Source organism: Curtobacterium sp. BH-2-1-1, from assembly GCF_001806325.1.
In the GTDB taxonomy this organism is placed as follows: Bacteria; Actinomycetota; Actinomycetes; order Actinomycetales; family Microbacteriaceae; genus Curtobacterium.
Genome location: NZ_CP017580.1, coordinates 592558 through 605693, shown reverse-complemented (window position 1 = coordinate 605693; position 13136 = coordinate 592558). Strand labels below are relative to the sequence as shown.

The following is a 13136-nucleotide window of genomic DNA, read 5'->3' as shown; positions in this document are numbered from 1 at the left end:
CGCACCTGATCGAGTCATCCAGTCACAGATCGAGCCCCGGGTCGCTTGCGCGACCCGGGGCTCGATGACGATCGACGCATGAACGACACCATCACCGTCTGCGGGATCATCGCCACCGAGCCACGTCACCTCGTGACCGACACCGGCATCGCCATCACGAGCATGCGCCTCGCCTCACCGTCCCGACGCTGGGACCGGGCGACCTCGACCTGGACCAACGGTGCCACGAACTGGTACACCGTCACGGCCTTCCGATCGCTCGCGGCCAACGTGCACCGTTCCCTGAAGAAGGGCGACCGCATCGTCGTCACCGGGCGCATCCGCATCCGGACGTGGGAGCGGGACGGTCGCGGCGGCACCTCCGTCGAGATCGACGCCGAGGCACTCGGGCACGACCTCGCCTGGGGCATCAGCAACTGGGTCCGCGTCCCGCGGCACACGGGTGAGGCGACCGCGCCTCCGGGGAGCACCTCGGGCGTCCTGCCGAACGTCGACCCGCTCACCGGCGAGGTCGGCACGGCGGGCACGGACCGCACCCCCGTACCGGGTGTCGACCCCGACCCGACGGAGCCGGACGTCCGCGAGGAACTGCCCGACGGCGCCGAGGCCGCTCGCCACGCCGCGGCGGCGATCGGTCACGAGTTCGACGTCGTCGTGGGCGTCGACCCGGTGGTGGACGGGGACGAGCGTGCCGCGGCCTGAGCCGGTCCCCGTCCCCGCTCCCGGGCGCCTACCGCCAGTTCTGGGCGATCATCGCGATGCCCGCGACCTCGGTGGTGTCCCAGTTGCCGCCGCGGGGGAGCCCCGAGACCCGTCCGTCGATCGAGAAGCTCGCACCCTGGACCTTCGGGCTGTTCGTCTGCTTCGCCTTGAGCCCGTGGAACGAGAAGCTCGTGTTCCACGTGCCGGCGAGCCCCGTCCGACCGGACGAGTCGCCGACCTTGATCGAGATGTCGTTCACCTGCGAGTGCACGACGTCACCGTTGAGGCGGGCGTTCGCCTCGGCGTTGAAGAAGAGCCGCCCGTCGAGGTTCAGGGCGATCGTGCCGACCGTGCGGTTGTTGAGGATGACCGACGCGACGTCGTTCTTGTACCAGCGCAGCCCGACCGACGTCTTGCTGTGCGAGGCACCGCCCATGTAGCCGTACGTGAACTTGCCGTTCTGCACCCGCTCCCAGATGAACCGGGGCTGCCCCTTGCTCACGGACGAGGCGGTGTCGGACTGGATCCCCACGGCGAACGCGTTGTTGTGGGCGTCGTGGACGTTGATGTACGACGAGTACCCGGTGCCCGAGCCGCTCTCGATGAGGTGCGCGGTGTACTGGACGTAGGGGTTGCCGCGCGGGACGGGCGACGCTGCCGAGGCAGCCGTCGCCGGGGCGAGCAGCGCGACGGTGAGCGCGGTGGCTCCCGCGAGGGGGAGCGCGAGACGGCGCAGACGCTTGGTGAACATGTCCTGATCCTCTCCGGTGGTCGATCGACCGTGCTCCCGGTGCGGAGCGGGGAAACGGTACGTCGAAGTCGGCGAGCGCAACAGCCCCCGTGCGTGATCCGGCGAACCGGCGACCGGGCAGACGGACGCCCCGCACTGTCAGTACACTTGGCGCGATATGGCTGAGTACATCTACCAGATGGTCCGCGCCCGCAAGGCGGTCGGCGACAAGCTGATCCTCGACGACGTCACGATGTCGTTCCTCCCCGGCGCCAAGATCGGCGTCGTCGGGCCGAACGGTGCGGGCAAGTCGACGATCCTGAAGATCATGGCGGGTCTCGACCAGCCGTCCAACGGCGAGGCGAAGCTCACCCCGGGCTTCACCGTCGGCATCCTCATGCAGGAGCCCGAGCTCGACGAGTCGAAGACGGTGCTCGAGAACGTGCAGGAAGGCGTCGGCGAGATCCACGCGAAGATCACGCGCTTCAACGAGATCTCCGCGCAGATGGCCGAGCCGGACGCCGACTTCGACGCGCTCCTCGCCGAGATGGGCACCCTGCAGGAGGACATCGACGCGGCGGACGCGTGGGACCTCGACTCGCAGCTCGAGCAGGCCATGGCCGCGCTCCAGTGCCCCCCGGGGGACGAGCTCGTCACGCACCTGTCCGGTGGTGAGAAGCGTCGTGTGGCGCTCTGCAAGCTGCTGCTCCAGAAGCCGGACCTGCTCCTCCTCGACGAGCCCACCAACCACCTCGACGCCGAGTCCGTCCTCTGGCTCGAGCAGCACCTGCAGCAGTACCACGGTGCCGTCCTGGCCGTGACCCACGACCGGTACTTCCTCGACCACGTCGCGCAGTGGATCGCCGAGGTCGACCGCGGTCGTCTCTACCCGTACGAGGGCAACTACTCGACCTACCTCGAGAAGAAGCGCGCCCGGCTCGAGGTCCAGGGCAAGAAGGACGCCAAGCTCGCGAAGCGTCTTTCCTCGGAGCTCGACTGGGTCCGCAGCAACACGAAGGGCCGCCAGGCGAAGTCCAAGGCCCGTCTCGCCCGCTACGAGGAGATGGTCACCGAGGCCGAGCGCACGCGCAAGCTCGACTTCGAGGAGATCGTCATCCCCGTCGGCCCGCGCCTGGGCTCGCAGGTCATCGACGCCGAGAAGCTGCACAAGCAGTTCGGCGAGCGCATCATCATCGACGACCTGTCCTTCACGCTGCCCCGCAACGGCATCGTCGGCGTGATCGGCCCGAACGGCGTCGGCAAGACCACGCTGTTCAAGACGATCGTCGGCCTCGAACCGCTCGACGGCGGCACGCTGAAGATCGGCGAGACGGTCGACATCTCGTACGTCGACCAGAGCCGCGGTGGCATCGACCCGAACAAGAACCTGTGGGAGGTCGTGTCCGACGGACTCGACTACATCCAGGTCGGCAAGACCGAGATCCCGTCGCGTGCGTACGTGTCGCAGTTCGGGTTCAAGGGTCCGGACCAGCAGAAGAAGGCCGGGGTGCTCTCCGGTGGTGAGCGCAACCGTCTGAACCTGGCGCTGACGCTCAAGCAGGGCGGCAACCTGCTGCTCCTCGACGAGCCGACGAACGACCTCGACGTCGAGACCCTCGGCAGCCTCGAGAACGCGCTGCTCGAGTACCCGGGTTGTGCCGTGGTCATCACGCACGACCGGTGGTTCCTCGACCGCATCGCGACACACATCCTCGCGTGGGAAGGCCTGAACGAGGACGGCACGCCGAACTGGTACTGGTTCGAGGGCAACTTCGAGGCGTACGAGGAGAACAAGATCGAGCGGCTCGGCGCCGACGCGGCGAAGCCGGGTCGGGCGACCTACCGCAAGCTCACCCGCGACTGACCGTGGCGCGGTTGCACGCTTCGGTCCGCATGCGGTGGAGCGACATCGACGCCTACGGTCACGTCAACAACTCCGCGATGCTGCGCCTCCTGGAAGAGGCGCGCATCGTGGGGTTCTGGGGACCCGACCCGGAAGAGCGCGCTCCGGACGGGTCGGTCCCGGAGCCGATCATCGACGGGCGGCCGGGTTCCGGCACCATGACCGTGATCGCGGCGCAGCGCCTCGAGTACCTCGCGTCGATCCCGTACCTGCGGCAGCCGCTCGACATCCAGATGTGGATCGGGCGGCTCGGCGGCGCGAGCATCGACGTCTCGTACGAGGTCTGGTCGCCGGTCGGGCACGAGCCCGCGGTGCTGTACACCCGGGCGACGACCGCGCTCGTGATGGTCGACGCCGTCAGCAACCGTCCGCGTCGGCTGACCGAGGCCGAGCGGGACGCGTGCGCCGCCTACGTCGAAGCCCCGGTGGAGTTCTCCCGCCCGTAGGACGGACCGCAGCACCGTCGGCCGGTTCAGCGCGGGACGCGCATCATCCCCTCCTGCGCGACCGATGCCAGCAGCCGCCCGTCCGACGAGAACATCCGCCCGAACGCGAGTCCCCGACCGCCCTGCGCGCTCGGGGACTCCTGCGTGTAGAGCACCCACTCGTCGGCCCGGCCGTCACGGTGCCACCACATCGCGTGGTCGAGGCTCGCGCTCTTCACGCCGGGGGTGCCCCAAGCCACCCCGTGACGCCGCATGATCGGCTCGAGGATGGACAGGTCGCTCGCGTACGCGAGGACGGCACGGTGCAGCGCCGGGTCGGCGGGGAGGTCGCCGTCGACCCGGAACCACACCGCCTGGTGGGCGATGTGCTCGCCCTGGACGTCGACGAACACCGGGCCCTCGACGTGCCGCAGGTCGATGGAGCGTTCGGCCCACGCCCGAGCGACCGGGTGGTCGATGGCGGACAGGATCGACGCGGCCGACGGCAGGGACTCCGGTTCGGGCACGTCGACGGGGAACGGGTCCTGGTGCTCGACGCCGACGTCCGGGCGCTGGAACGAGGCGATCATCGAGAAGATCGGCACACCGCGCTGGTAGGCCTGCACCCGCCGCGCGGCGAACGACCGCCCGTCGTGGATGCGTTCCACACCGAAGGTGATCGGGACGTCGATGTCGCCGGGGCGGAGGAAGTAGCCGTGCATCGAGTGGATGTCGCGGTCCTCGATGGTGGCCTGCGCGGCGACGATGCACTGCGCGAGCACCTGCCCGCCGAACACCCGGCCGCCGGGGGACCAGTGGCTCGCGCCGGTGAGGATGGTCTCGCCCGTGCTCGCGCCGGTGTCCTCGAGTCTGAGGGTCCGCAGGAAGTCCGGTTCGCCGTTCACACCGAGCAGTCTACGAACGCCCCGGCGCCGAGCCGTGCCCGGTAGGCTGCTGGGTGACATGGGCACCTCGTTCACGCTTCCCGACGCAGCCTCCCTCGGGGACCTGCGCACCTACCTCGGACGGGCCGCCCGCATCGAGGACGGCTCCGTCCGACTCATCGCGGACTCCGGCGTCCTCGCGGTCTACACCGCGATCCTCTACCCGCTCGGGCTGCTCGACGAACTACCGACGGTCCTCGGCCTGCGCACGTTCTCGCTCGCGCAGCCGGCGACCGTCGACGCGGTCGTCCCGCTGGCCTCGCTGCAGGAACGTCTGCGGCTGCTCGCCGAGGCGCACGACGCCGAGCACGCCGACGGCGCCGACCCCACCCGGGCGACCCCGATCGAGGTGGAAGTCCCGCTCGAGGTCCACACCGTCACCTGGGCGGCGATCTCCCCGCCCCGCGGTGGCTGGGTCCCGTTGCCCGACGTCTCGCCGGAGCTCCTCCGCCGTGCCGCACGCGACGGCATCGCCGAGGTCGCCGACGCCGTCCCGACGAACGCCGGCGAGGCCATCGTCCGCAAGGTCCGTTCCGAGGTCTGGGGCCGTCCGGTCGCGGGCATCGAGCACGTCCCCGCCGGCGCGGGCTTCGCGGGGGAGAGCCTCGGCTTCCTCGGCCACGACCCGGTGCGGCTCTTCGAGACCGGCCCGTGGAGCCGCCTGACCACCTCGCGCGGGCACGTGCTCGTCAAGCGTCGCGCCTGGACCCTCAACTCGTAGGCAGCCGGTTCCGGACCGGGCGTGGTTGGCTGGCTCCATGCACGTCTTCCTCACCGGCGCGTCCGGGTACATCGGTTCCTCGGTCCTCCGCGCACTCGTCGCCCACGAGCACGAGGTCACCGCCCTCGTCCGCACGGACGAGAAGGCACAGGCGGTCCGCGACGCGGGCGGCCGCGCCCTCGTCGGTGACGTCACCGACACCGACGTCGTCCGCCGGCTCGCACACGAGGCGGACGCCGTCGTGCACACGGCCTCGGCCCAGGGCATCGACGCGGACTTCATCGCGACCGTGCTCACGGCGCTCGAGGGCACCCCGAAGCCGTTCGTGCACACCGGCGGGATCTTCACCTTCGGCGACTCGACCGACATCTCCGAGCAGTCGCCGCTGTCGCCGCCGGCACTCACCGCCTGGCGCGCGCCGAACGAGGCGACGGTGCGGGCGAGCAGCGTCCGGACGACGATCATCGCCCCCGGCATCGTGTACGGCCGCGGCGCCGGCATCCCCGCGATGTTCGTCGGGGACGGCGAGCACGAGGTCCGACTCGTCGGTGACGGTTCGCAGCGCTGGACGACGGTGCACACCGACGACCTCGGCGAGCTCTACGTCCTCGCCCTGCACCGCGGTGAGCAGGACGGCTCCGTCGTCGCGGCCACCGGGGACAATCCGACGGTCCGCGAGATCGCGGAGGCGGGAGCGCACGGTTCGCCGATCGTGGCCGAGAGCGTCGACGCCAGCCGCGAGCGCCTCGGCACCGAGTACGCCGACGCGCTGCTGCTCCACCAGGAGGCCTCGGGTGCCCATGCGCGCAGCGCGTTCGGGTGGAACCCGACCCGGCCCCCGCTCGTCGAGGACCTCGCCGACGGCTCCTACGTCCGCTGACGCGACCGGTGACGGACTGGAGGCGCGGCGCCAGCTGGCACCGCGCCTCCAGTCCGTCAGCCGCGCACGTCCGTCAGTCGAACGTGTTCGTCATGGCGTGTGCCGCCCGGTCGAGGTAGGCCCAGAGCTCTGCCTCGTCGAGGGGCGCGAGCTGGAGGGACTCGACCGCCTCGCGCATGTGGTGGAGCCAACGCTCACGGGCCTCGGACGTGATCCGGAACGGCATGTGCCGCATCCGCAGCCGGGGGTGCCCGCGTTCCTCGCTGTAGGTCCCCGGGCCGCCCCAGTACTGCTGCAGGAAGGCCGAGAGACGCCAGATCGCCCCCTCGAGGTCGTCCGCCGGGTACATCGGCCAGATGACGTCGTCCTGCTGCACGCCCTCGTAGAAGCGCCGGACGAGCCGGTCGAAGGTGGGTGCGCCGCCGATGCGCTCGTAGAGGGAGCCGGTGGCCGAGACGCCGTGCTCGCCGACCCGCAGCGTGATCGGCTGTGCGGGCGGGGTGGGGTCGGTCATCGCGGGTCCTTCCCGGCGTCGGGGTCGTCGGTCCGGATCGGCTGACCGAGGACGTTCTTGCGGCCGCGTCGGGGCTTGGTCGGCGCCGGCGTGGGCTGGGTCCGCACGGTGCGGAGACCGTTGATCGAGGTCGCGTTCTCCCACCCGGCGGGCATGATCATCGCCATCGCGGGCAGGGTCACGCCGAGTTCGTCGACGGCGTGCTTCAGTCGGACGCGGAGCTCGCGGCCGACGACGTCGAGCTCGGACGCCCGCGTCTTCACGACGAGCCGGAACACCATGCCGGCGTCCGTGATCGACTGCAGGCCCCAGATCTCCGGCTTCTCGACGATGCGTTGGCGCCACCGGGGCTCCTGCGACATCGTGACCGCGGCCTTGAGGAGGGCGTCCTGCACGGCGTCGATGTCGGTGTCGTACGGGACCGTGATGTCGACGAGGACGCGCGACCAGCCCTGCGAGAGGTTGCCGACGCGCAGGATCTGCCCGTTCGGCACGAACCAGAGGATGCCGTTCACGTCGCGGATCTGCATGACCCGCAGCCCGACGTTCTCGACGACGCCGGTGGCCTGGCCGGTGTCGACGACGTCGCCGACGCCGGCCTGGTCCTCGAGGATCATGAACACGCCGGAGAGCAGGTCGCGCACGATGCTCTGTGCGCCGACCGCGAGCCCGGCGGCGACGAGCGAGGCGCCACCGACGATCCCGACGGCCGCGTTCGGGATGACGAGCGGGATGATGACGACGAGTGCGAGCACGACGACGATCACCGTCGCGAGGTTCTCGAGCACGCTGCCGAGCGTGCGGGTGCGCTGGACGACGCGGGCGGTCTGGATCGGTGAGGCGATGAGTGCCTGCGTGTCGGTCGCGCCCTGACGCTTCTTCACGCCGTTCACGACGCGGTCGACGACGCCCTTGATCGAGTGCCGCAGGATGATCCGCAGGACCAGCGCGGCGAGGATCGTGATGACGATCGTGATCGGGACGTGCCAGGTGTTGACGAACTCGCCGAACGTCTGCGAGACGGCCTCTGCCGGGCCTGACGGGGTCGGGGAGGGAACTGCAGCCAAGATCATGATCCGGTCGATGCTAGAGGGCGGGGCCCTGGTGTCCGCTGGGGAACGCCAGGACCCCGCCGATCCTCATCCGAGACTCAGGCGTCCGCCGCCTGGACCCGCAGGGCACGCTCGGTCCCCGCCAGGCTCTCGGACACGATGCGACGCAGCGCCGGGGTCTCCGGGTGCGCCTCGAGCCACGCGGCCGCGGCGTCCCGCAGCTCGGCCGACGCGAGCGGCGCCGGGTAGAGCCCCGAGACGATGGTGTCGGCCATGTGGTAGCTGCGCTCGGCCCAGATGCGCGTGAGCACGTCGAAGTACTTCGGGACGAGCCCCTCGAGCACGACCGGGCTGTTCACGTGCTGGTACCCGACCGTGGTCTGGCGCACGATCGCGTTGGGCAGCTCGGACGAGTCCACGAGCGACGAGAACGCCGCGAGCTTGCCCTCGGCCGTGGGGATCGTCGCACGGGCACGCGCGGCGGCCTGCTCGCCCGACGCGGTCTTGTCCGCAGCGAGCTCGGCGTCGACCTCGGCACCGGAGGCGGCACCCGCGAGCACGAGGCCCTCGAGCAGCTCCCAGCGCAGGTCGGTGTCGATCTCGAGCCCGTTCAGCGTCACCGAACCGTCGCGCAGGCCGCTCAGGGTGGCCACGTGCTCGGGCGTGGAGGCGATCTGCGCGAAGAACTTCACGAACTGGAACTGCGCGTCGGAACCGGCCTCGGCGCTCGACGCGAGGTTCCAGAGCGTGTCACCGACGGTGCGCACGGTCTGGTCGACCTTCGCCGGCGCGACGTAGTTGCGCGCGGTCAGGAGCAGCTGCGAGAGCGTCGTGCGGATCGTGGTCGACTCGGTCTCGGTGGCGATGTTGCCGAGCACCAGGCGGACGTAGTCGCTGGCGGGCGACTCGGCGTCACGCGTGGCGTCCCACATCGCGCCCCACACGATCGAGCGGGCGAGCGGGTTCGCGATCGAGGCGAGGTGCTCGATGGCGGTCCGGCGCGAGTGCTCGTCGAGACGGATCTTGGCGTAGGCGAGGTCGTCGTCGTTGAGGAGCACGAGGTCGCCGCGCTGCACGCCGACGAGCTCCGGGACCTCGGTGCGGGCACCGTCGACGTCGATCTCGACGCGGTGCACGCGCTCGAGCTTGCCGCCGGAGGACGCGGTGTCGGCGCCGAACGGTGCGTCCGAGTCCTGCGTGACGGCGTAGACGCCGATCGCCAGACGGTGCGGACGGAGCGTCGGGTAGTCGGCCGGCGCTTCCTGCAGCACGGCGAACGACGCGATCGCGCCGGACTCGTCGACCTCGATCTCGGGGCGGAGCGTGTTCACCCCGGCGGTCTCGAGCCAGGCCTTCGACCACTCGGAGAGGTCACGGCCGCTGGTGGCCTCGAGCTCGACGAGCAGGTCGCGCAGTTCGGTGTTCGAGTGGTGGTGCTTCTTGAAGTACGCCGAGACGCCCGCGAAGAACGCGTCGATGCCGACCCACGCCACGAGCTGCTTCAGGACGGAACCGCCCTTGGCGTACGTGATGCCGTCGAAGTTGACCTGGACGTCCTCGAGGTCGTTGATCGTCGCGACGATCGGGTGGGTCGAGGGGAGCTGGTCCTGGCGGTAGGCCCAGGACTTCTCCATCGCCTGGAACGTGGTCCACGCCTCGGTCCACTCGGTGGCCTCGGCCGTGGCGATCGTCGAGGCCCACTCGGCGAAGGACTCGTTGAGCCACAGGTCGTTCCACCACTTCATGGTGACGAGGTCGCCGAACCACATGTGGGCGAGCTCGTGCAGGATCGTGACGACCCGGCGTTCCTTGATGGCGTCGGTCACCTTCGACCGGAAGACGTAGGTCTCGGTGAAGGTGACGGCCCCGGCGTTCTCCATCGCGCCGGCGTTGAACTCCGGCACGAACAGCTGGTCGTACTTCTCGAAGGGGTACGGGACGTCGAACTTCTCCTCGTAGTAGGCGAAGCCCTTCTTCGTGGTCTCGAAGACGTACTCGGGGTCGAGGTACTCGGCCAGCGACTTCCGCGCGAAGACGCCGAGCGGGATGGTCCGACCGTCGCGGCTCGTCAGCTTGTCGCGAACGACCTCGTACGGGCCGGCGACGAGGGCGGTGATGTAGCTGGAGATCTTCGCCGTCGGGGGGAAGGCCCACGTGGCGATGTCGCCGTCGACGTGCGGCTCGGGCGTGGGGGAGTTCGAGACGACCTGCCACCGGGACGGCGCCGTCACGGTGAAGGTGAACTCGGCCTTGAGGTCGGGCTGCTCGAACACGGCGAACATGCGACGCGAGTCGGGCACCTCGAACTGGGAGTACAGGTACACCTCGTCGTCGACCGGGTCGACGAAGCGGTGCAGGCCCTCGCCCGTGTTCGTGTAGAGCGCATCGCTGACGACCACGAGCTCGTTCTGCTCCTGCAGGCCGTCGAGCTGGATGCGGACCCCGTCGTTCACGGCGGCGACGTCGAGCGCCGTGCCGTTCAGCGTGATCGAGTGCACCGACTTCGTGATGGCGTCGATGAACGTGGACGCACCGGCGGTGGCGGTGAAGCGCACCCGCGTGGTGCTGCCGAACGTCTCGGCGCCGCGGGTCAGGTCGAGCTCGACGTCGTACGTCTGCACGTCGACGATCGCGGCACGTTCCTGGGCTTCGATTCGGGTGAGGTTCTCTCCGGGCACGGACGCTCCATCTTCGCGGTTGCACACGGACGGTCCTTGTCCGCGTGAGGGGGGTCCCGGCACGGCGTCGTGCACCGGCGGGACGGTCGCCTCCAGCCTAGCGAGCACGCGTACGCTCGCATCCGTGACCGACACGACTGTGGACAAGACGACCGCCGACCGCACCGCTGTGGAGTTCTGGTTCGACCCGAACTGCCCCTGGGCCTGGATGACGAGCCGCTGGGTCGGCGAGGTCGCCCGGCACCGCGACCTCGACGTCACCTGGAACGTGATGAGCCTGTTCGTCCTCAACGAGGACCAGGACGTCCCGGACACCTACCGCGAGCGGCTCGTGGCCGGGCAGGTCTACCCGCGCATCGTGACCGCTGCACGGCTCCGCCTCGGCCAGGAGATCGTCAAGCCGCTCTACGACGCGCTCGGCGAGCACATCCACCACCGCCAGGAGCAGGACCCGGAGCAGGTCGTGCCGGCGGTGCTCGCGGAGCTCGGCCTCGACGCCGACCTGCTCGAGTACGCCTGGACGGACGAGGTCGACCAGGCCGTCCGCGCCAGCCACCAGGACGGCATCGACCGGGTCGGCCAGGACGTCGGCACCCCGGTCATCGCCGTCGAAGGCGCCGCCTTCTTCGGCCCGGTCATCTCGCCCGCGCCGAAGGGCCAGGAGGCGCTCGACCTCTGGGACGGCGTCGTCGCGGTCGCCAAGTACCCGGGCTTCTTCGAGCTGAAGCGCTCGCGGACCGTCGGACCGATCTTCGACACCACCGACTGACGTCGGCCCGGCGGCGCCGTCACGCGGCGCGGATGGTCGCCGCACAACCGGAGTGCACCCGAACCACGACAACGTCCGGTTCGGATGCGCCTTCGTTGCGCGCGGGGGCCAGGAGGTGCGGCGCGCGTCCGCCCCGTCGGTCCGGCTCAGGCGAGCGGGAGCCGCATGAGCGTCAGGTCGAGCCAGCGGTCGAACTTGCGTCCGACCTCGGGCACGACGGCCACCGTGTCGAACCCGAGCTTGGTGTGCAGCGCGATCGACCCGGCGTTCTCGCTGCAGATCCCCGCCATCAGGACGTGCCGCCCCTCCGCCCGTGCCCGTGCGACGAGGGCGTCCATGAGCACGGTCGCGATGCCCCGCCCGCGGAACGCCTCGACGACGTACACGCTGTGCTCCACCGTCAGCCGGTACCCCTGGTGCGGCCGCCACTGCGAGTACGTCGCGTAGCCGGCGACCTGTCCGCCGACCTCGGCGACGAGGACCGGGTAGCCGTCGGCGCGACGCTCGGCGAGCCAACCGTCGAAGTACGAGCGCGGGTGCGGCTCCTCCTGCCAGATGGCGGTGGAGTGCAGGACGGCGTCGACGTGCAGCGCGTGGACGACGTCGAGGTCGCGCGGCTCGCACTCCCGGACGGTGACCGGACCCGACCCGTTCGTCGCATATGCTGTCGTCATGTCTCACATCGTAGACGCACCGGAGTCGGAACCGGAAACGGCGGACGACGCCGACCAACGACGGCTCGGCGAGCGCCTGCGGCGCCTCCGCACGGAGCGGAAGTGGAGCCTCACCGAGCTCGCCGAGGAGTCCGGGGTCTCCCGCGCCATGATCAACCGCGTCGAACGCGGGGTGTCGAGCCCGACGGCGACCATCCTCGGGCGGCTGTCGGGAGCGTTCGGGCTCACGGTCTCACAGCTCCTCGACGAGTCCCTCGACCACGAGGTGCCCCGGGCGACCGATCCCGACGACGCGCGGGGCGTCCAGCGCGGCGCGACCGCCGATTCCTGGACCGATCCCGAGACCGGGTACCGGCGTCGACCGGTCTCGAGTGCTGCCTTCCCCGCGGACGTCACCGAGGTGCGCCTCCCGTCCGGCCGCGAAGTGGCCTACCCGGCGTCCGCGTACGCGTTCCTGCGCCACTGCATCTGGGTGGTCGACGGCGTGCTCGAACTCGTCGTCCGCGGCGAGCCGACGCGGCTCGCCGCGGGGGACCGCATCGAGCTCGGGGACCCTGCCGACGTCGTCTACCGGAACCCGGGCGAGGAGCCCACGCGGTACGTCGTGGTCGTGGTCCGGGGGCAGTAGTCGCAGGAATAGGATCGATCCCATGCGCATCCACCTCGGAACGGACCACGCCGGCCTCGAGTTCAACAAGACCCTCGCCACCCACCTGACGGAGGCCGGGCACGAGGTGGTGGACCACGGTCCGACCGAGTACGACGCGCTCGACGACTACCCCTCGTTCTGCATCAACGCCGCGCACGCCGTGGTGCAGGACCAGCGTGCGGGCGTCCAGGCGCTCGGTGTCGTGTTCGGGGGATCCGGCAACGGCGAGCAGATCGCCGCGAACAAGGTCGAGGGCGTCCGCGCCGCGCTCGTGTGGAACGAGTCCACCGCGCTCCTCGCCCGCCAGCACAACGACGCCAACGTCATCTCGATCGGCGCCCGCCAGCACACCGAGGACGAAGCGATCCGGTTCGTCGACCTGTTCATCGCCGAGCCGTTCTCGGGCGAGGAGCGTCACGCCCGCCGCATCGCGCAGCTCGCCGAGTACGAGACCACCGGCCTGATCGCCGGCAAGCAGATCGACCAGTAAGGCCG

The 13136-nt window shown here is 70.3% G+C and carries 14 protein-coding genes; 8 read left to right on the top strand and 6 right to left on the bottom strand.

Annotated elements, in window-relative coordinates; all coding sequences use genetic code 11:
- Positions 1-78 precede the first annotated feature (78 nt).
- A complete protein-coding gene (locus tag BJK06_RS02755) occupies positions 79-702 on the top strand; it encodes a single-stranded DNA-binding protein (RefSeq protein WP_070416605.1) in 624 nt (207 codons plus the stop codon).
- A 28-nt stretch (positions 703-730) separates the two neighbouring features.
- Here BJK06_RS02755 and BJK06_RS02750 read toward each other — a convergent pair whose 3' ends face one another.
- Positions 731-1453, bottom strand: a complete 723-nt coding sequence (locus tag BJK06_RS02750; RefSeq protein ID WP_070416604.1) for a hypothetical protein — start codon at positions 1451-1453, stop codon at positions 731-733.
- 157 nt (positions 1454-1610) lie between these two features.
- Here BJK06_RS02750 and ettA point away from each other — a divergent pair, with 157 nt between their 5' ends.
- Positions 1611-3296 (top strand): energy-dependent translational throttle protein EttA, encoded by a 1686-nt coding sequence (gene ettA / locus BJK06_RS02745; RefSeq protein ID WP_070416603.1) that lies wholly within the window; start codon positions 1611-1613, stop codon positions 3294-3296.
- Positions 3297-3325: 29 nt separating this feature from the next.
- Positions 3326-3781: a thioesterase family protein gene (locus BJK06_RS02740; protein WP_070416602.1), complete on the top strand. Its 456-nt coding sequence runs from the start codon at positions 3326-3328 to the stop codon at positions 3779-3781.
- Between the two features lie 26 nt (positions 3782-3807).
- Here BJK06_RS02740 and BJK06_RS02735 read toward each other — a convergent pair whose 3' ends face one another.
- Positions 3808-4665 (bottom strand): acyl-CoA thioesterase II, encoded by an 858-nt coding sequence (locus BJK06_RS02735; RefSeq protein WP_070416601.1) that lies wholly within the window; start codon positions 4663-4665, stop codon positions 3808-3810.
- A 58-nt stretch (positions 4666-4723) separates the two neighbouring features.
- On the opposite strand from BJK06_RS02735, the gene BJK06_RS02730 reads away from it, so the two are divergent.
- Together BJK06_RS02730 and BJK06_RS02725 are read left to right on the top strand one after the other, a co-directional pair.
- A complete protein-coding gene (locus tag BJK06_RS02730) occupies positions 4724-5425 on the top strand; it encodes a hypothetical protein (RefSeq protein WP_070416600.1) in 702 nt (233 codons plus the stop codon).
- A 37-nt stretch (positions 5426-5462) separates the two neighbouring features.
- Positions 5463-6305, top strand: coding sequence for an NAD(P)H-binding protein (locus BJK06_RS02725; protein WP_070416599.1), 843 nt, complete (start codon positions 5463-5465; stop codon positions 6303-6305).
- 73 nt (positions 6306-6378) lie between these two features.
- On the opposite strand, the gene BJK06_RS02720 is transcribed toward BJK06_RS02725, so the two are convergent.
- The 3 genes from BJK06_RS02720 to pepN form a co-directional block, all read right to left on the bottom strand.
- The gene (locus BJK06_RS02720) at positions 6379-6819 is read right to left on the bottom strand and encodes a globin (RefSeq protein WP_258027684.1); all 441 of its coding nucleotides are present in this window, start codon (positions 6817-6819) and stop codon (positions 6379-6381) included.
- Positions 6816-7892, bottom strand: coding sequence for a mechanosensitive ion channel family protein (locus BJK06_RS02715; RefSeq protein ID WP_070416598.1), 1077 nt, complete (start codon positions 7890-7892; stop codon positions 6816-6818). The genes BJK06_RS02720 and BJK06_RS02715 overlap by 4 nt, the downstream gene beginning before the upstream one ends.
- A 77-nt stretch (positions 7893-7969) precedes the next feature.
- On the bottom strand, positions 7970-10549 hold the full coding sequence (gene pepN, locus BJK06_RS02710) for an aminopeptidase N (protein WP_070416597.1): 2580 nt from the start codon (positions 10547-10549) through the stop codon (positions 7970-7972).
- 208 nt (positions 10550-10757) lie between these two features.
- Here pepN and BJK06_RS02705 point away from each other — a divergent pair, with 208 nt between their 5' ends.
- On the top strand, positions 10758-11318 hold the full coding sequence (locus BJK06_RS02705; protein ID WP_219810670.1) for a disulfide bond formation protein DsbA: 561 nt from the start codon (positions 10758-10760) through the stop codon (positions 11316-11318).
- A gap of 146 nt (positions 11319-11464) precedes the next feature.
- On the opposite strand, the gene BJK06_RS02700 is transcribed toward BJK06_RS02705, so the two are convergent.
- Positions 11465-11992, bottom strand: coding sequence for a GNAT family N-acetyltransferase (locus BJK06_RS02700; RefSeq protein WP_070416595.1), 528 nt, complete (start codon positions 11990-11992; stop codon positions 11465-11467).
- Here BJK06_RS02700 and BJK06_RS02695 point away from each other — a divergent pair.
- Together BJK06_RS02695 and BJK06_RS02690 are read left to right on the top strand one after the other, a co-directional pair.
- Positions 11991-12620 (top strand): helix-turn-helix domain-containing protein, encoded by a 630-nt coding sequence (locus BJK06_RS02695; protein ID WP_083295004.1) that lies wholly within the window; start codon positions 11991-11993, stop codon positions 12618-12620. The two genes, BJK06_RS02700 and BJK06_RS02695, sit on opposite strands and share 2 nt — an antisense overlap.
- A gap of 22 nt (positions 12621-12642) precedes the next feature.
- Positions 12643-13131 carry a ribose-5-phosphate isomerase gene (locus BJK06_RS02690; RefSeq protein WP_070416594.1) on the top strand — a complete coding sequence of 163 codons (489 nt, stop codon included), beginning with the start codon at positions 12643-12645 and terminating at the stop codon, positions 13129-13131.
- The last annotated feature ends 5 nt before the right edge of the window (positions 13132-13136 follow it).

Excerpts from the sequence above, each read along its gene's own strand:
- BJK06_RS02750 (WP_070416604.1), bottom strand. The coding sequence starts at position 1,453 with ATGTTCACCAAGCGTCTGCGCCGTCTCGCGCTCCCCCTCGCGGGAGCC.
- BJK06_RS02720 (WP_258027684.1), bottom strand. The coding sequence starts at position 6,819 with ATGACCGACCCCACCCCGCCCGCACAGCCGATCACGCTGCGGGTCGGC.
- BJK06_RS02730 (WP_070416600.1), top strand. The coding sequence starts at position 4,724 with ATGGGCACCTCGTTCACGCTTCCCGACGCAGCCTCCCTCGGGGACCTG.
- BJK06_RS02740 (WP_070416602.1), top strand. The coding sequence starts at position 3,326 with ATGCGGTGGAGCGACATCGACGCCTACGGTCACGTCAACAACTCCGCG.
- BJK06_RS02700 (WP_070416595.1), bottom strand. The coding sequence starts at position 11,992 with ATGACGACAGCATATGCGACGAACGGGTCGGGTCCGGTCACCGTCCGG.
- BJK06_RS02755 (WP_070416605.1), top strand. The coding sequence starts at position 79 with ATGAACGACACCATCACCGTCTGCGGGATCATCGCCACCGAGCCACGT.
- BJK06_RS02715 (WP_070416598.1), bottom strand. The coding sequence starts at position 7,892 with ATGATCTTGGCTGCAGTTCCCTCCCCGACCCCGTCAGGCCCGGCAGAG.
- ettA (WP_070416603.1), top strand. The coding sequence starts at position 1,611 with ATGGCTGAGTACATCTACCAGATGGTCCGCGCCCGCAAGGCGGTCGGC.
- BJK06_RS02695 (WP_083295004.1), top strand. The coding sequence starts at position 11,991 with ATGTCTCACATCGTAGACGCACCGGAGTCGGAACCGGAAACGGCGGAC.
- BJK06_RS02690 (WP_070416594.1), top strand. The coding sequence starts at position 12,643 with ATGCGCATCCACCTCGGAACGGACCACGCCGGCCTCGAGTTCAACAAG.
- BJK06_RS02705 (WP_219810670.1), top strand. The coding sequence starts at position 10,758 with ATGACGAGCCGCTGGGTCGGCGAGGTCGCCCGGCACCGCGACCTCGAC.
- BJK06_RS02725 (WP_070416599.1), top strand. The coding sequence starts at position 5,463 with ATGCACGTCTTCCTCACCGGCGCGTCCGGGTACATCGGTTCCTCGGTC.